Raw genomic sequence first — 15,319 nt, forward strand, 5'->3', positions numbered from 1 at the left:
AAACGGGGATTGGACATTGTGCCAAAGCCATCCACAGGCTTGTTCTGATTTCGACCCATCGGCGACCCACTTGTGGACGAGTGCGGTGCAACAAGGTTAGCTCGTTGTTATTTCAGGCATTCATCCCTTGGGGAAAACGGGGAAATCGAGTGTGACGGACGCGGATTCACGCTATTGTCGGTGAGTGCGGAACGGTTTTGGACATGGGGGGATGTGCCTCCATGGAATCGGGGCCAGCGGGGAGCGTTTTCCCGCATTTCGCCAGGACCCCCCCTTATCCACGGACTTGCGGGTTATCCACAGCCATGCGGAGCTTTCACCTTCACCTCGTATCCGACGCCACCGGCGAGACGGTCACCTCGGTGGCCCGCGCCTGCCTCGTCCAGTTCGAAGGCGTGCAGCCCATTCAGCATAACTGGTGGCTGGTCCGCACCCAGGGTCAGGTGGAGCGGGTCATCGCCGGCATCGAGGACAATCCCGGCCTGGTGCTGTTCACCCTGGTGGACGGCGCGGTGCGGGGTGTGCTGGAGGAGGCCTGCCGCCATCGGGGCATTCCCTGCATCTCGCTGCTCGATCCGGTGATGGCGGGTCTGTCGGCCTTTCTCGACCTGGAGGTCACCGCCCTGCCCGGCCGCCAGTACCAGCTGGACGCCGAATATTTCCGCCGCATCGACGCCATGCAGTTCACCCTGTCCCACGACGACGGCCAGCTGATCGAGATGGTGGATCAGGCCGACATCGTGCTGGTCGGCGTTTCGCGCTCTTCCAAGACTCCCACCTGCATGTACCTGGCCAATCGCGGCCTGAAATGCGCCAATTATCCCCTGGTGCCCGGCGTGCCTCTGCCACCCGAGCTGGAACGGGCCAAGAAGCCGCTGGTGGTGGGCCTGACCAAGGACCCCAAGAGCCTGTCCGACATCCGCCGCGCCCGGCTGCGCCTCCTGAACCAGGAAGAGGAAGCCGATTACGCCCAGTTCGAGAAGGTCAAGGAGGAGGTGCAGCAGGCACGGCGCATCTTCTCGCGCCTGGGCTGGCCGGTGGTGGACGTGACGCGGCGCTCCATCGAGGAGGCCTCGGCCGCCATCATCCAGCTCTACGAGCGCCACCAGGAAAGGAACGGCGTCAGGAACGGCATCAAGGTGGAAAGCGCGCCCACATGATCGTTCTCGCCTCGGGCAGTTCCGCCCGTGCCCGCATGCTGGCCGATTCCGGCATCGCCTTCACCGTCGACGTGGCGGCGGTGGACGAACAGGCGGTCAAGGACTCGCTGGCGACCGAGACCCGCAATCCCGCCCGGGTGGCCGAGGTGCTGGCCGAGCTGAAGGCGGCGCGGGTCTCGTCCCGTCATCCCGGCGCCCTGGTGATCGGCGCCGACCAGATGCTCGACTGCGACGGAGCGTGGTTCGACAAGCCGGCCGACCGGGCCGCGGCGCGGGACCAGCTGCTGGCGCTGCGCCACAAGACCCATCGCCTGACCAGCGCCGTGGTGGCGGTCCGGGACGGCAGACGCGTCTGGCACCACACCGAATCCGCCAAGCTCACCATGCGCAATTTCAGCGAAGCCTTCCTCGATCGCTATCTGGAGGCGGCGGGCGAGGCGGTGCTGTCCTCGGTGGGGGCCTATCAGCTGGAAGGCCGGGGGGCCCAGCTGTTCCTGACGGTTGAAGGTGACTTCTTCACCATCCTGGGGCTGCCGCTGCTGGCCCTGATGGATTTCCTGCGCGAGAACGGAGAACTGGTCCCATGATCGTATCGGGCAAGGCCAGACTGGCCGGGGTGCTGGGCTGGCCGGTCTCCCATTCCCGCTCGCCCCGCCTGCACGGCTTCTGGCTGGAACGCTTGGGCATCGACGGCGCCTATCTGCCGCTGGCGGTGGCGCCCGAGAACCTGGACACCGTGATCCGCGCCCTGCCCCGCATGGGCTTTGCCGGCGCCAACGTCACCGTGCCCCACAAGGAGGCGGTGATGCGGCTGGTGGACCGTCTCGATCCCCTGGCGGCGCGCATCGGCGCGGTCAACACCCTGGTGGTCGGCGCGGACGGCTCACTGGAAGGCCGCAACACCGATGCCTACGGCTTCTTCGAGAATCTGCGCCAGGGCTGCCCCGCCTGGGTGCCCGCCTCCGGCCCGGCGGCGGTGATCGGCGCCGGCGGCGCGTCGCGCGCCGTGGTGGCGGCGCTGGCCGATGCCGGGGTGCCGGAAATCCGCCTCGCCAACCGCTCGCGTGAACGGGCGGAAATTCTGGCCGCCGAACTCGGCGGCCCGGTCCGGGTTGTGGAGTGGTCGGAACGGGCGGAGATGCTGGAAGGCTGCGCCCTGCTGGTCAACACCACCACGCTGGGGATGGCCGGTCAGGCGAGTTTGGACCTGGACCTCGCGGCCCTTCCAACCACCGCGTTGGTCAACGATATCGTCTATGTCCCGCTGGAAACCGATCTGCTGGCCCGCGCCCGGGCGCGGGGCAATCGGACAGTGGACGGGCTGGGCATGCTGCTGCATCAGGCGGTGCCGGGATTCGAGGCCTGGTTCGGCCGGCGGCCCGCAGTCACCGACGAGTTGCGGAGCTTCGTCCTGTCGTCATGAAGATCCTGGGTCTCACCGGCTCGATCGGCATGGGAAAAAGCACGGCCGCCGCCATGCTGCGCCGCCTGGGCGTGCCGGTGCACGACGCCGACGCCACCGTGCATGCGCTGTTCGCCCCCGGCGGCAAGGCGGTGGCGGCGGTGGAATCCGCCTTCCCCGGCGTGGTCAAGGACGGCGCGGTGGACCGGACCGCGCTGGGCGCCCGGGTGTTCGGCGACGATGGGGCGCTGAAGCGGCTGGAAGGCATCGTCCATCCCCTGGTGCGCGCCGCCGAACGCGACTTCCTGGCGCGGCATCGCCGCCATGGCACGCCACTGGTGGTTCTGGACATCCCGCTGCTGTTCGAGACCCATGGCGAGGATCGCTGCGACCTGGTGGCGGTGGTCAGCGCGCCGGCCTTCCTCCAGGCCGCCCGCGTGCTGGCCCGGCCCGGCATGACGCGGGCGCGCCTGGACGCGGTGCTTGCCAAGCAGATGCCCGATGAGCAAAAACGCCGCAGGGCCGACGTAGTGATTCCCACCGGATTGGGGAAAGGCCCGGCATGGAAGCGGCTGAAGGCCTTGGTGCAAGAAATGCGGGCTTGCCGCCCGCACCCGCTTGGGGCCAAGGGCCCCAAACCCCATCGATGAAATGAAATGGGGTCCGGGGCATTGGCCCCGGATGGGTTCGGGCGATAGCCCGATAGTTATTGATGAAAGGGCAGAACCCATGCGCGAGATCGTGCTCGATACGGAAACCACCGGCTTCGACCCCTTGAGCGGGCATCGGCTGGTGGAAATCGGCTGCGTCGAGCTGTTCAACCACCTGCCCACCGGCAACGTCTTTCACCGCTACTGCAATCCCGAGCGCGACATGCCGGAGGAGGCGTTCAAGGTCCACGGCCTGTCCGCCGAGTTCCTGGCGGACAAGCCGCTGTTCGCCGAGATCGTCGCCGACTTCCTGGACTTCATCGGCGACGCGCCGCTGGTCATCCACAATGCCGAATTCGACATGCGGTTCCTCAACGCCGAGCTGGCGCGGCTGGGCTTTCCCGCGCTTCCCATGAGCCGCTCCATCGACACCGTGCTGATGGCGCGCAAGAAGTTTCCCGGCGCCCAGGCCAACCTGGACGCGTTGTGCCGCCGCTTCGAGATCGACAACACCCATCGCACCAAGCACGGCGCGCTGCTGGATTCCGAATTGCTGGCCGAGGTCTATCTGCAGCTGATCGGCGGCCGCCAGCCGGGCCTCGAACTGGGTGGCGGCAAGGGCAATGGCGGCAATAACGCGGCCAATGCCTCGGCCGTCCAGGTCACGCGGGAGTTCCGCGCCCCCCGGCCCCATGCCCCGACCGAGGAGGAAACCGCGGCGCACACGGCGTTCGTGGCCAAGCTCAAGAACGCCGTGTGGCTGCGGGACTAGGCTTCCTCTTTCCGTCATCCCGGCCTTGAGCCGGGATCCAGGAGTCGTTCCCTCGGAACTTTGACCCCCTGGATCCCGGATAGCGCGTTGCGCTTCCGGGATGACGAGATAAGGGAATTAAGCCTGACCGGCGGCCTGCTGGGCGTTCATCTCTTCCACGCGGGCGCGGTAGAGCTGGACGAAATCCAGCGGCTGCAGCAGCAGCGGCGGCAGGCCGCCATCGCGGGTCATGTCGGCCACGATGTTGCGGGCGAAGGGGAATAGCAGGCGCGGGCATTCGATCAGCAGGACCGGATGAACCTGCTCTTCCGGCAGGTTCAGGGTGAACACGCCGGCATAGGCCAGTTCCAGGATGAACAGCGCCTTGCCGTCCAACAGGGCCTCGACCTTGAGGTGCAGCACCACTTCGTAGGCGTTGGCGCCCACATTGGCGACGTTGACGTCCACGTGGATCGGAATCTCGGGGTTCTTGCCCTGCATCTCGATGAAGGAGTGGGGGGCGCCGGGAATCTCGAAGGACAGGTCCTTGATGTACTGCATGTTGACCTGCAGCTGGGGCAGATCCTCGGACGGCGTCTGGGCGTCGGTCATGGTGCTCTCCGCAAGGAATGGCTGGCTAGGGGCGTAGCACGGACACCCTTACGGCTCAAGCCGCTTGTGATCCGGAGACGGAGACGGGCCGGGTTCCGGCGGAATGATCTCGTATTCGCCATCGATGACGGTCGGTCCGGCATGGGGCGCCGCGCCCGGATTTCCCACCACGACGCGGGCCGCCACCAGTCGCAGCAGCAGCAGGCGCACCGGCCGCAACATCACCAGAACCGCCATGGCGTCGGTGATGAAGCCGGGCAGCAGCAGCAGGAATCCGGCCAGCGCGATGCACAGCCCGTCGAACACCGCCGGTCCCGGCGGCTCGCCCCGCGCCATGCGGGCCCGCACTTCCAGCGCCATGCCCAGGCCGCCATGCCGCAGCAGGACCGAGCCGGCCAGGATGGCCAGGACGGTCAGGGCGACGGTGGCCAGGCCGCCGATGATGTCGGAGACGTGGATCCACACCATGATCTCCGCCACCGGCAGGGTCAGCACTCCGACCAGGAACACCCAAGCCATGCTTGCTCTTTCTCCCAACCCGCCTTATGTCTTTGACTGGACTAGCGCTCTACCCTACCTCGGACTGGCCTGATGAACGACGGCTATCACCTTCTCGACATCGTTTTTTTCGCCATGGTCGCCGCCTTCCTGGTGTTGCGCCTGCGTAGCGTGCTGGGCAAGCGCACCGGCGCCGAGCGTCCACCCGAGCAGTGGAGCCAGCCGGAAGCCGCCGCCGACAACGTGGTGGATCTGCAAAGCGTCCGCCGCTCGGCCGCCGAGCCGCCGGCCGAGACGCCCCTGGGCCAGGGTCTGGCCGCCATCCGCGCCGCCGACCGCGGCTTCGACCTGGACGTGTTCCTGGGGGGAGCCAAGGCGGCGTTCGAGATGATCGTCATCGCCTTCGCCCATGGTGACAAGGCGACGCTGCAGCCCCTGCTGGCCCCCGACGTCTACCGCCATTTCAGCGACGCCATCGATTCCCGGCGCCAGCACGGCGAGACCCTGCAGACCGAGCTGGTGGGCATCCGTTCCGCCGAGCTGGTCGAGGCGGGGATGGACGGCCGCTTCTCCGCCATCACCATCCGCTTCGTCAGCGAACAGGTCAACGCGCTGCGCGACGCCAAGGGCGAGGTGGTGGAAGGCAATCCCGAGCGGGTCATCGACGTGATCGACCTGTGGACCTTCCGCCGCGACACCCGCTCCACCGATCCCAACTGGGCGCTGGCCGCCACCCATACTCCCGAGTCATGAGGAAGGGGGCCGCCGCCGTCCTGGTGCTGGCCGCCGCCCTGGCCGGCTGCGCCACGCCGGAACCGCCGCCCGCGCCGCCGCCCGGCGGCCCGGACCGCATGGTGCTGCAGCCCGTGTCCTTCGACCGGCTGCCCGGCTGGTCCCAGGACGACATCGCCCGGGTGCTGCCCGCGCTGCAGAAATCGTGCAACCGCATCACCCGGCTGCCGGTGGACAGATCCATCGGCTTCGAGGGGGTGGGCGGCACCGCCGCCGACTGGTATTCCCCCTGCGCCGCCGCCCAGCGGGTCGCCTCGGGCGACCATGACGGCGCGCGAACCATGTTCGAGACCTGGTTCACCCCCTGGCAGGTCACCAATGAAGGACGTGCCGACGGCCTGTTCACCGGCTATTTCGAACCGGAGATCAGGGGCTCGCGCCAGCGCAAGGGCCCCTATGTCCACCCCATCCACGGCAAGCCCAACGATCTGGTGGTCAGCGGTTCGGGCAAGCCCGGACCGGACGAGCAGATGATCGGCCGGATGGAGAACGGCAGGCTGGTGCCCTATCACACCCGCGCCGAGATCGAACGGGGCGCCCTGGCCGGCAAGGCCCCGATTCTCGCCTGGACCGACGATCCGGTGGATCTGGCCATCATGCACATCCAGGGTTCGGGCCGGGTGCGCCTGGACGACGGCACGGTGATCCGCCTCGGTGTCGCCGGCAGCAACGGCCACAAGTTCGTCGGCATCGGCAAGGTGCTGAAGGACGAGGGCAAGCTGGGCTCCGACACCTCCATGCCCGCCATCCGCGCCTGGCTGAAGGCCAACCCCCAGGAAGGCCGTACCCTGCTGGCGCGTAATCCCCGCTACATCTTCTACGGCCTCAACGCCACCACCGACGGACCGTTGGGTACCGAGGGGGTGGCGCTGACCCCCGAACGTTCGCTGGCCGTCGATCCCCGCTTCGTGCCGCTGGGCGCGCCGGTGTGGGTGGACAGCACCGATCCGGCCGGCCGGCCGCTGCGCCGCATGATGATGGCCCAGGATACCGGCGCCGCCATCAAGGGTCCGGTGCGCGGCGACGTGTTCTGGGGGGCGGGTGAAAGCGCCTTCCAGATCGCCGGCAAGATGAAAAGTCCCGGCCGTCTGGTGGTGTTCCTGCCCAAGGCCCGCTCGCCCCGACTCGCCGGGAGGTAGGGGGCCGAGAGGTAGGGGTTGCCTTCCTCGGCAGGCTTGTCCATCCTTCGCATCGGAATGATCACAGGGAGTGGATCGCGGCGATGAGCCGGTTGCTGGCCGAATGGCGGGAACGCAAGGGACGCGAGGAGGAGCAGCTGCACGAGCAGCTGTGCGCCGCCATCCGCAACGGCCAGGTCCAGGTCTATACCGATCCCCGCCTGCTGGATTTCCAGGGTTCGCCGGTGCACCAGCATTGGGACCACCTGCTGCCCCTGACCATCGAATCCACCCTGGCCCTGTTGATCCTGCTGGCGACGGGCGTCGCCACCGGCATCATCGCCATGACGTTGTGCGTGCTGGCCCATCTCTACGGCAACAAGTACTACGTGGCCTGGCGGCTGAAGACCCGGGCGCTGGCCTATCTGATGGGTAATTACCAGCAATTCGTCACCCTGTGGCAGCTGGGCGGCATCGCCCTGGTGGTCAAGGGCGTCAACGAGGCGCCCTGCCTGGCGCCCAAGGGCGACTGGCGCAAGTTCATCCGCCGCAATCTCGGCGAGGCCGAGGCCCAGGCGCCCATGGCCAACGCCCCGGTTCCCGCCGGCCCCCGCATGACCGCGCCGCCCGCCCAGCCCGCCGCGCCGCCGCCGCCGGAACCGGCGGTGGAACCGCCGCCGGCCACGGTGGTGGAGACCGCGCCCCTGGCCGATGCCATCCAGCCCGAAATCATGGTGCCGCCCAGCCCCAAGCCCGGCGACCGCTGGGCCTCGGTCACCGACGAGGACGCGCCGCGCGACGAGGTTCTACCGAAGGCATGAGGGCCCAAATATGAGCCCGAAGCGTCTGGTCGAGCCGCGCCAGCCCCGCCGCCGGGTGGTCAGCGCCGACGAGATCCGGGTGTGGAAGGCGGTGGTGGCCGACGCCCGGCCGTTGCCCGGCCGCTCTCCCCCCGCCGAGCCGCCGCCCGGTGCCGAGACCGGACCCGAGCCGGTGGCCTCGCCGCCGCCGCCGCCCGGCAATCCGCCGGTCCGCCCCTCGGCCCATCCCGCCCCGCCGCCCCGTCACGGGCATGGTGAACTGCGCCACGGCAGTTCCCCCGGCCTGGACCGCCGCTCCGCCGAACGTCTGAAGAAGGGCGAGATGGAGATCGAGGCCGACATCGATCTGCACGGCCTGACCCAGGACATGGCCCACGCCCAGCTGCTGGCCTTCATCCAGCGCTGCTGGTCGGCGCAACGGCGCTGCGTCCTGGTGGTGACCGGCAAGGGGTCGCAGGGTCACGGAATCCTGCGCGCCCAGGTGCCGCGCTGGCTGAACCAGAGCCCCCTGCGCGAGCGCATCCTGGGATTCTCCTACGCCCAGCCGCGTCACGGCGGCGACGGGGCGCTGTACGTCCTGATCCGCAGGCAGCGGGCATGACTCCGTTCGGAAGTAAGATCCGCGCATTGCGCGACGCCAAGGGCATTCAGCTGCGCCAGATGGCCACCGACCTGCACATCTCGGCGGCCTATCTGTCGGCCCTGGAGCATGGCCATCGCGGCCGCCCGGCGCCTGGGCTGGTGATGCAGATCTGCGGCTATCTCGGCTGTATCTGGGACGAGGCCGAGGAGTTGAAGACCCTGGCCGAGCTGTCCCATCCCAAGGTGACCCTGGACACCTCGGGCCTCAGCCCCGCCCATACCGAACTGGCCAACCGCCTGGGCCAGACCATCCGCGATCTGCCGGAAGAGACGGTGGCGCGGCTGCTGAAGGTGTTGGGGGAGTCCTGAAGCTTCTATGGCCGGAGAGCTTGGCCTCCGCCGAGATCACCACAGAGGCACAGAGAAAAAGAGAAATGGTTTTATACCGGCCGTCATTTGACCTGACGTGTCATCCTGACGACCGCAGGGAGGAAGGATCTTTCAGTTGCAAGCGGTTGCCACCATGGTGTGAAAGATCCCTCGCCAAGGCTCGGGATGACAGGAAGAGTCGGTTCTTTCGGCGAACGGTTTTATTCCTCTGTGCTTTCTCTGAGTCTCTGTGCCTCTGTGGTTCAATCCACTATTTCAGCTACGAAGTCGTCGTCGCGGGGCGTCCTGGTGGTTAGCTGGCCCGATCATCTCAGCCGGAACACCCGTTTGTCCGGCCGCTCCAGCCGGCCTTCGGCCACCAGGGCGGCCAGGGTGCGGTACAGTGCTTCGTGGGTGAGGCCGATGTCCCGGGCGGCGACGGAAAGGGGGCGGTCGAGGGCGACGGCATCCTCGGCGGCGCCCAGCTGGGTCAGCCAGGCCACCACCCGGTCCCGCGCCCCGGGCAGGCGCATCACCTCCTGGTGGCCGCGCAGCCTCTGCACCTCGCGGGCGAGATAGGCGGAAAAGGCCAGGTTGAGATCGGGATGGGCGCGCAGGTAAAGCAGCATCGCCGCCTTGGGGAACACCCGCACGCGGGCGGCGGTCTCGGCCACCGCGTCGCAATGGTAATGGGAGGCGAACAGGGCGGCTTCGGCGAACAGCGAGCCGGCCCGGGCCACGTGCAGGGTCACCGCCGAACCGTCGGCACCGAAGCGGGCGAGGCGCAGGCGGCCCTGCTCCACGTGAAACACGGCGCGGGCCTCGTCGCCACGCCGGAACAGGGCTTCGCCCGCTTCCAGACGGCGCGATGATCCGCGGATACCGCCCAGGACCTTGCCCCAATCGTCCATGCCGTTCTCCCGCTTATGATCGGGATCATAAGCGGTTTATCCGGAATTGCCTATTGCGAGAGACGTCGCCCCGGGAGGACCCCATGATCAGCGCGGCCATTTCGCCTTGCTGACTCCGAAACGATCCTCTTATTCCGTGGCTTCCAGCCCACGGGCCGTTTCCAGCAGGACCTGACGGATGTGATTGACCTGGCCGACGGCGGGCTGGGGCAGATCGCCCAGGGGCCGCATCATGCAGGCATGCCAGACCCGCTGGCCTTCCGGCCCGTCGAGATAGACGCGCAGCAGCTTCAAGGCACCCTGCAGGGTCTTGACGGTGCGGCTGTCGGCGTAGAACTGGTCCCATGTCAGGTTGTTGCCGTGAACGACCATCAGCGCCTGGATGATGGTGCGGCAATGGCGCTCGAAGGCCTCGAAGCGCTTGTCCAGGGCGTGTTCCAGGAATTCGAAGTAATGGGGCAGATAGCCGCGTTGCAGGACCATGCCGTCGCCGGCCAGCAGATGCTCGAAGGGCCGCACCATCAGGCGATGGAACGGGTTGGCGCGCGCCCCCACATTGCCCTTGGGCATCTGGTGGGCCTTGCGGCACGCCTCTTCCTGGCGGATGTAGGCGGCGTCCAGCACCATGCTGCCGCCGCTGATCAGGGCGGCGATGCGCTCCAGGTCATGCAGGCTGACCGTGCCGTCCCTGGCCTTTTCCCGGACCAGGGTCATGATCACGTCGGTAACGATCATGGCCATGTCGTGGCAACGCCGCTTGTCCGTGGCCGACCCACAGCCCTTGATCGGTGCGGAGACATTCATCGGGTATGAACCCCATTTCTCACCGGCTGTTCGAGCATGAGGCCGGGCACGCAAAAGGCGCAATGCCCACAGAGGTCATAGGGCAACAGGACTCAGACAGCGCGGCCGGGCATCAGCCTTCGGTATGAGAGCGCCTCGGCCACCTGCAGGCGGCCCACCGTCTCGGCGCCCTGGAGGTCGGCGAGCGTCCGGGCGACGCGCAGCACCCGGTGCCAGCCGCGCGCCGACAGGCGCATGCGCTCCGCCGCCTCGGTCAGCAGCCGGCGCCCCGCCTCGTCCGGAGAGGCCACCCGCATCAGCAATTCCCCATCGGCCTCGGCATTGGTGCGGATGGCGGCGTCGCGGTAGCGGTCCAGCTGCAGGGCGCGGGCGGCGGCGACCCGGGCCGCCACCTCCGCCGATCCTTCGGCGGGTGGCGGCAGGGAGAGGTCGGCGGGGCTGACGGCGGGGACTTCCACGTGCAGGTCGATGCGGTCGAACAGGGGGCCCGAGATCTTGGACTGGTAGTCCTGGCCGCATTTGGGGGCCTTGGAGCAGGCCAGCGCCGGATCGCCGAGATGGCCGCAGCGGCAGGGATTCATGGCCGCCACCAGCTGGATGCGGGCGGGATAGGTGACGTGGGCGTTGGCGCGCGCCACCACGGCGCGGCCGGATTCCAGGGGCTGGCGCAGCGCCTCGAGGGCGGCTCTCTGGAATTCCGGCAGCTCGTCCAGGAACAGCACGCCGTTATGGGCCAGCGACACCTCGCCCGGCCGGGCCCGCATGCCGCCGCCCACCAGGGAGGGGACGGAGGCGGAATGATGGGGGTCGCGGAAGGGCCGCCGGGTCAGCAGGCGACCCTCGGCCAGTTGCCCCGCCACCGAGTGGATCATGCTGACCTCCAGCGCCTCGGCGGGCTCCAGCGGTGGCAGCAGGCCGGGCAGGCGGGCGGCCAGCATGGACTTGCCCGAGCCGGGCGGTCCCATCATCAGCAGGTTGTGCGCCCCGGCGGCGGCCACTTCCAGGGCACGCTTGGCCGTCTCCTGGCCCTTGATGTCCCTGAGGTCCAGATGGGCCCCGTCCTCCTCCATGCGCTTCGGCGCGGGGCGGGCCAGGATCTGGCTGCCCTTGAAATGATTGATCAGGCCGAGCAGCGAGGGGGCGGCCAGCACCTCCACCTCGCCCGCCCAGGCGGCTTCCGAGCCCTGGGACAGGGGGCAGATCAGGCCCCGGTCGCTGGCATTGGCGGCGATGGCGGCGGGCAGCACCCCGGCCACCGGCGCGATGGAGCCGTCCAGCCCCAGCTCGCCCAGAGCGACATAGCCGGCGATCTCGTCGGCGGGCAGCACCCCCATGGCGCCCAGCAGGCCCAGTGCGATGGGCAGGTCGAAATGGCTGCCCTCCTTCAGGAGGTCGGCGGGGGCCAGGTTGACGGTGATGCGCTTGGGCGGCAGCGCCAGGCCGATGGCGTTGAAGGCGGCGCGCACCCGTTCGCGGCTTTCCCCCACCGCCTTGTCGGGCAGCCCCACCAGGGTGAAGGCCGGCATGCCGGCCGCCACCTGCACCTGGACGTCGATATCGAGACAGTCGATGCCGGAAAAGGCGACGGTACTGGTGCGGGTGGTCATGAAGCATCATCCCGGTGAAAACGGGCAATCATAGCCAGTGCATGCAATCGACGCTAGCGAGGTCGCGCACCCGGCCGCGACCGGTTCCCTACAACCTGGGGACGAGTGCGACTCAGGCCCCGGCGGTTCCTCGCCGGGGCCGGTGGATTCGTTTCGCCCGCAGGCGCGGGGGAAGTCCCTATGGCCGGCTCGGTGGCATTCCTGCCGGCGGATTCCTCGGCGGCAGGGGGCGGGAGGCCGGCCGCGGCCGGCGCGGCCGGGGCATGGTCGCCGGGCGGGGGTCCTCGGCGGCGGGTGGCGTTCCCGACGGCCGCCGCCGGTCCGGCTGCCGGTCCGGCCGGCCGGGTGATCCGGTCGGCAAGGGGACGGGGTGATGGGGCGTGACCGGCCGGCGCGGTCGTCGCCACGCCTCGAACGGCATTCCGGGAGGGTGGCAGGGACCGGTGAGGTCGGGTGGAGCGAAAATGAGCCGTTCTCCTAAAACGGGTCACCAATCGGCATCCGGTCATCGGAGATTTGCCGGGAGGCGAAAGGGAGGTGAGCGGCCGGCGGCGGTCGATGACGGAGAATATAGGAATGAATGCCGATCATGTACCGCCGGTCCGGAGGGACGTCGGAGGTGAAGGCAGGGACGGCGGATGGCCCGGCCCGGACGACAACCGCGAATGCAGTTGAAGGGCCGCCGGGGGCGGAATTTCCCAACCACAAATGCAGTCGCAGAGCGGCGACGAGGCGGCGCTCAACTGCATGCGTTGATCGCGCGCCAACAGCCTCATGGAATATCAGATGGTTATGGCGAGTTATGAAGATGCCCGGCGAGCTTCGATGGCATCCCAGATCAGCCCTTCGATGCACACGCCATCGAACCGATCGATCTGCTGGATGCCGGTGGGGGAGGTCACGTTGATCTCGGTGAGGTAGTCGCCGATGACGTCGATGCCCACGAAGATGAGGCCGCGCTCCTTCAGCGTCGGGCCGATGGCGGCACAGATCTCCCGCTCGCGGGGGGTCAGCGTGGTGGGCTTGGCGGTGCCGCCGACGTGAAGGTTCGAGCGGGCCTCGCCCTCGGCCGGCACGCGGTTGACGGCGCCCACCGCCACGCCGTCCACCAGGATGATGCGCTTGTCGCCCTGGCGCACCTCGGGCAGATAGCGCTGGACCATCACCGGCTCGCGGTACAGCTGGGTGAACATCTCCAGCAGGGAATTGAGGTTCTCGTCCCCGGGCAGCAGATGGAAGACGCCGGCGCCGCCGTTGCCGAACAGCGGCTTGACGATGATGTCCTTGTGCTCGTCGCGGAAGTCCAGGATCTGCTCGCGGTCCGAGGTGATCAGGGTCGGCGGCATCAAATCGCCGAAATGGGTGACCAGCAGCTTTTCCGGGGCGTTGCGCACATGGGTGGGGTCGTTGACCACCAGGGTGCGGGGATGGATGTGGTCCAAAAGGTGGGTGGCGGTGATGTAGGCCATGTCGAAGGGCGGGTCCTGGCGCATCAGGACCACGTCCATGTCGGTCAGCTCGACAATCCGCGCCTCGCCCAGGGTGAAATGGTCGCCCCTGACCCGCCGCACCGACAGCGGCCGCACCCGGGCCAGGACCTTGCCGCCCCGCAGCGCCAGGTCGCGCGGCAGGTAGTGATACAGGACATGGCCTCTCTTCTCCGCCTCCAGCGCCAGGACGAAGGTGGAATCGGCATCGATGTCGATGGACTCGATGGGATCCATCTGGATGGCGACGGCAAGGCTCATGACGGGGTCCTTTTCAGTTCAGGCGACGCTTCAGCTCGGCCAGCAGAGCCAGGGTACGGGCCTTGGCCTGGGCGCTGGGGGTGCGGGCGAGGAACTGCTCCAGCGCGGCGATGGCCTGGGCGGCATGGTCGAGCCGCATGTGCATCAGCCCGGCCTCGCGCCACAACAGGCAGGTCTCGGGTGCCACCAGCAGCAGCGATTCCACCATGGCCAGGGCGCGATCCACGTAGCCCAGGCGCAGCAGCCGCAGCTTGGCGGCGTTGCCGAGCCTGAGCAGCAGGTCGCGGTTGCTCATGGCGGCGTAATGGGCGGGCTCCAGCTCGGCGTCCAGGCCGGCGGCGGCCTTCAGCATGGCGCGAAGATCGGGGGCGGTCAGCGGCTGGCCGCCGCCCAGGGGATCGACGATCACCCGGCTGCCGCCGGCGAGCCCCAGGCGCAGCAGGAAATGGGCGGGAAAGGCCAGTCCCTCGGCCACCATCCCGGCGCGCCGCGTCACCGCCAGGGCGAGCAGGCCGAGGGCGTCGTTGCCGCCCCGGCGGCGATCCATCACGGTCAGCAGATCGAGGTCGCCGAGATCGTCGTCGTCTCGCTCGTCACCCTGGAAGCGGTGGCGGCGTCCCAGCAGCTGGAACAGGGCGAGCGCCAGACCGTCGGCGTCGGGGCAATTGGCCGCCTCCTGCCGCAATTCCCCGGCCATGTCGTCGAGCAGGGTCAGATAGGGGCCGATATCCAGCGGCGCCCCTCGCCCGGCGCGGCCCAGGGCGGCCAGCAGCAGGGCCGGTTCCGCCGGGTCCAGGTCGCGGTCCTCCAGCCGGCCCAGGGCCGTCAGGCGTTCGCGCACCCGGGCGGCGGCCTCGCTCATCAGCCGCCGTTCCGCCGGGGATCGGACTTCAGGCGCACATGGCTGATCACCCGCTTCACCCCGCTGACGTCGCGGGCATGGGCGATCACCCGATCCAGTTCGGCGCTGTTCTGGGCGATGCCCAGCAGATAGACCACCGAATCGGTGACGTCGACGATGTAGTTGATGTTCTTCACCTCGCCGTCGGTGAGCAGCCGGGCCTTGAGCTTGTTCTGAATCCACAGGTCTCCCGCCTGATCCCAGCCGGATTCCCCGCTTGGGACCACCTTGACCTCGTTCAGCACCTCCTTGACCCCGCCCACCTGCCAGGCCAGCCGCACCGCGTCGGCGCGGGCCTGCTCGGTGGGGACCATGCCGGTCAGCATCACCCGGCCTTCCGAGATGTTGAGGGTGACCTTGCGGTACATCTCCACATCCTTCTGGAACCACAAGTGATTGATTTCAGCCCGGATTTTCAGATCATCCACGGCACCGTCCAGGCCGCGCTCCTCGGCGGCGGCCACGCCGGCCGAGGCGCCGGCCCCCACCACGGTGGCGGCACAGCCGGACAGCGTTCCGCCCAGGGCGGCGATCAGCAGGGCATTGAGCAGCGGACGCAAGGGGATACTCCATTGATGGACGGCGGGAGATTT

18 protein-coding genes are annotated in these 15,319 nt (G+C 68.4%); 10 read left to right on the top strand and 8 right to left on the bottom strand.

Annotation, left to right across the window (positions count from 1 at the left end; all coding sequences use genetic code 11):
* Positions 1-305: 305 nt before the first annotated feature.
* The 5 genes from ACV4UZ_RS17595 (at position 306) to dnaQ (ending at position 3,984) form a co-directional block, all read left to right on the top strand.
* On the top strand, positions 306-1,160 hold the full coding sequence (locus ACV4UZ_RS17595; RefSeq protein WP_491602085.1) for a pyruvate, water dikinase regulatory protein: 855 nt from the start codon (positions 306-308) through the stop codon (positions 1,158-1,160).
* Positions 1,157-1,747 carry a Maf family protein gene (locus ACV4UZ_RS17600; protein ID WP_491602086.1) on the top strand — a complete coding sequence of 197 codons (591 nt, stop codon included), beginning with the start codon at positions 1,157-1,159 and terminating at the stop codon, positions 1,745-1,747. The genes ACV4UZ_RS17595 and ACV4UZ_RS17600 overlap by 4 nt, the downstream gene beginning before the upstream one ends.
* Positions 1,744-2,583, top strand: a complete 840-nt coding sequence (locus ACV4UZ_RS17605; RefSeq protein WP_491602087.1) for a shikimate dehydrogenase — start codon at positions 1,744-1,746, stop codon at positions 2,581-2,583. Before ACV4UZ_RS17600 ends, ACV4UZ_RS17605 begins: the two co-directional genes overlap by 4 nt.
* Positions 2,580-3,212: a dephospho-CoA kinase gene (gene coaE / locus ACV4UZ_RS17610; RefSeq protein ID WP_491602088.1), complete on the top strand. Its 633-nt coding sequence runs from the start codon at positions 2,580-2,582 to the stop codon at positions 3,210-3,212. The genes ACV4UZ_RS17605 and coaE overlap by 4 nt, the downstream gene beginning before the upstream one ends.
* A 79-nt stretch (positions 3,213-3,291) precedes the next feature.
* Complete coding sequence (dnaQ, locus tag ACV4UZ_RS17615) at positions 3,292-3,984, top strand: DNA polymerase III subunit epsilon (RefSeq protein ID WP_491602089.1); 693 nt, start codon at positions 3,292-3,294, stop codon at positions 3,982-3,984.
* A gap of 117 nt (positions 3,985-4,101) precedes the next feature.
* On the opposite strand, the gene secB is transcribed toward dnaQ, so the two are convergent.
* Together secB and ACV4UZ_RS17625 are read right to left on the bottom strand one after the other, a co-directional pair.
* The gene (gene secB / locus ACV4UZ_RS17620; RefSeq protein ID WP_491602090.1) at positions 4,102-4,575 is read right to left on the bottom strand and encodes a protein-export chaperone SecB; all 474 of its coding nucleotides are present in this window, start codon (positions 4,573-4,575) and stop codon (positions 4,102-4,104) included.
* A 48-nt stretch (positions 4,576-4,623) separates the two neighbouring features.
* Complete coding sequence (locus tag ACV4UZ_RS17625; protein ID WP_491602091.1) at positions 4,624-5,094, bottom strand: FxsA family protein; 471 nt, start codon at positions 5,092-5,094, stop codon at positions 4,624-4,626.
* Between the two features lie 72 nt (positions 5,095-5,166).
* On the opposite strand from ACV4UZ_RS17625, the gene ACV4UZ_RS17630 reads away from it, so the two are divergent.
* The 5 genes from ACV4UZ_RS17630 to ACV4UZ_RS17650 all read left to right on the top strand — a co-directional run bounded on the left by ACV4UZ_RS17630 (position 5,167) and on the right by ACV4UZ_RS17650 (position 8,755).
* The gene (locus ACV4UZ_RS17630; protein ID WP_491602092.1) at positions 5,167-5,826 is read left to right on the top strand and encodes a Tim44/TimA family putative adaptor protein; all 660 of its coding nucleotides are present in this window, start codon (positions 5,167-5,169) and stop codon (positions 5,824-5,826) included.
* Complete coding sequence (gene mltA, locus ACV4UZ_RS17635; RefSeq protein ID WP_491602093.1) at positions 5,823-7,004, top strand: murein transglycosylase A; 1,182 nt, start codon at positions 5,823-5,825, stop codon at positions 7,002-7,004. Before ACV4UZ_RS17630 ends, mltA begins: the two co-directional genes overlap by 4 nt.
* 83 nt (positions 7,005-7,087) lie before the next feature.
* Entirely contained in the window at positions 7,088-7,804 is a 717-nt protein-coding gene (locus tag ACV4UZ_RS17640; protein WP_491602094.1) for a hypothetical protein, read from the top strand.
* 10 nt (positions 7,805-7,814) lie between these two features.
* Positions 7,815-8,405 (top strand): Smr/MutS family protein, encoded by a 591-nt coding sequence (locus ACV4UZ_RS17645; RefSeq protein WP_491602095.1) that lies wholly within the window; start codon positions 7,815-7,817, stop codon positions 8,403-8,405.
* Positions 8,402-8,755: a helix-turn-helix domain-containing protein gene (locus tag ACV4UZ_RS17650; protein ID WP_491602096.1), complete on the top strand. Its 354-nt coding sequence runs from the start codon at positions 8,402-8,404 to the stop codon at positions 8,753-8,755. Before ACV4UZ_RS17645 ends, ACV4UZ_RS17650 begins: the two co-directional genes overlap by 4 nt.
* A gap of 326 nt (positions 8,756-9,081) precedes the next feature.
* On the opposite strand, the gene ACV4UZ_RS17655 is transcribed toward ACV4UZ_RS17650, so the two are convergent.
* From ACV4UZ_RS17655 to ACV4UZ_RS17680, 6 genes are all read right to left on the bottom strand, one after another.
* A complete protein-coding gene (locus ACV4UZ_RS17655; protein ID WP_491602097.1) occupies positions 9,082-9,666 on the bottom strand; it encodes a Crp/Fnr family transcriptional regulator in 585 nt (194 codons plus the stop codon).
* A gap of 129 nt (positions 9,667-9,795) precedes the next feature.
* On the bottom strand, positions 9,796-10,407 hold the full coding sequence (locus tag ACV4UZ_RS17660; RefSeq protein ID WP_491602098.1) for a hypothetical protein: 612 nt from the start codon (positions 10,405-10,407) through the stop codon (positions 9,796-9,798).
* Between the two features lie 155 nt (positions 10,408-10,562).
* A complete protein-coding gene (locus tag ACV4UZ_RS17665) occupies positions 10,563-12,077 on the bottom strand; it encodes a YifB family Mg chelatase-like AAA ATPase (RefSeq protein WP_491602099.1) in 1,515 nt (504 codons plus the stop codon).
* 800 nt (positions 12,078-12,877) lie between these two features.
* Complete coding sequence (gene gshB, locus ACV4UZ_RS17670) at positions 12,878-13,825, bottom strand: glutathione synthase (protein WP_491602100.1); 948 nt, start codon at positions 13,823-13,825, stop codon at positions 12,878-12,880.
* 13 nt (positions 13,826-13,838) lie between these two features.
* Positions 13,839-14,687, bottom strand: a complete 849-nt coding sequence (locus tag ACV4UZ_RS17675; protein ID WP_491602101.1) for a SirB1 family protein — start codon at positions 14,685-14,687, stop codon at positions 13,839-13,841.
* On the bottom strand, positions 14,687-15,286 hold the full coding sequence (locus tag ACV4UZ_RS17680) for a BON domain-containing protein (RefSeq protein ID WP_491602102.1): 600 nt from the start codon (positions 15,284-15,286) through the stop codon (positions 14,687-14,689). The genes ACV4UZ_RS17675 and ACV4UZ_RS17680 overlap by 1 nt, the downstream gene beginning before the upstream one ends.
* Positions 15,287-15,319: the final 33 nt, after the last annotated feature.

The sequence above is a fragment of the Paramagnetospirillum sp. genome (genome assembly GCF_058402745.1).

Bases quoted from the DNA above. Each gene is read 5' to 3' on its own strand.
- ACV4UZ_RS17595 (WP_491602085.1), top strand. From the start codon at position 306: ATGCGGAGCTTTCACCTTCACCTCGTATCCGACGCCACCGGCGAGACG.
- ACV4UZ_RS17600 (WP_491602086.1), top strand. From the start codon at position 1,157: ATGATCGTTCTCGCCTCGGGCAGTTCCGCCCGTGCCCGCATGCTGGCC.
- ACV4UZ_RS17605 (WP_491602087.1), top strand. From the start codon at position 1,744: ATGATCGTATCGGGCAAGGCCAGACTGGCCGGGGTGCTGGGCTGGCCG.
- coaE (WP_491602088.1), top strand. From the start codon at position 2,580: ATGAAGATCCTGGGTCTCACCGGCTCGATCGGCATGGGAAAAAGCACG.
- dnaQ (WP_491602089.1), top strand. From the start codon at position 3,292: ATGCGCGAGATCGTGCTCGATACGGAAACCACCGGCTTCGACCCCTTG.
- secB (WP_491602090.1), bottom strand. From the start codon at position 4,575: ATGACCGACGCCCAGACGCCGTCCGAGGATCTGCCCCAGCTGCAGGTC.
- ACV4UZ_RS17625 (WP_491602091.1), bottom strand. From the start codon at position 5,094: ATGGCTTGGGTGTTCCTGGTCGGAGTGCTGACCCTGCCGGTGGCGGAG.
- ACV4UZ_RS17630 (WP_491602092.1), top strand. From the start codon at position 5,167: ATGAACGACGGCTATCACCTTCTCGACATCGTTTTTTTCGCCATGGTC.
- mltA (WP_491602093.1), top strand. From the start codon at position 5,823: ATGAGGAAGGGGGCCGCCGCCGTCCTGGTGCTGGCCGCCGCCCTGGCC.
- ACV4UZ_RS17640 (WP_491602094.1), top strand. From the start codon at position 7,088: ATGAGCCGGTTGCTGGCCGAATGGCGGGAACGCAAGGGACGCGAGGAG.
- ACV4UZ_RS17645 (WP_491602095.1), top strand. From the start codon at position 7,815: ATGAGCCCGAAGCGTCTGGTCGAGCCGCGCCAGCCCCGCCGCCGGGTG.
- ACV4UZ_RS17650 (WP_491602096.1), top strand. From the start codon at position 8,402: ATGACTCCGTTCGGAAGTAAGATCCGCGCATTGCGCGACGCCAAGGGC.
- ACV4UZ_RS17655 (WP_491602097.1), bottom strand. From the start codon at position 9,666: ATGGACGATTGGGGCAAGGTCCTGGGCGGTATCCGCGGATCATCGCGC.
- ACV4UZ_RS17660 (WP_491602098.1), bottom strand. From the start codon at position 10,407: ATGGCCATGATCGTTACCGACGTGATCATGACCCTGGTCCGGGAAAAG.
- ACV4UZ_RS17665 (WP_491602099.1), bottom strand. From the start codon at position 12,077: ATGACCACCCGCACCAGTACCGTCGCCTTTTCCGGCATCGACTGTCTC.
- gshB (WP_491602100.1), bottom strand. From the start codon at position 13,825: ATGAGCCTTGCCGTCGCCATCCAGATGGATCCCATCGAGTCCATCGAC.
- ACV4UZ_RS17675 (WP_491602101.1), bottom strand. From the start codon at position 14,687: ATGAGCGAGGCCGCCGCCCGGGTGCGCGAACGCCTGACGGCCCTGGGC.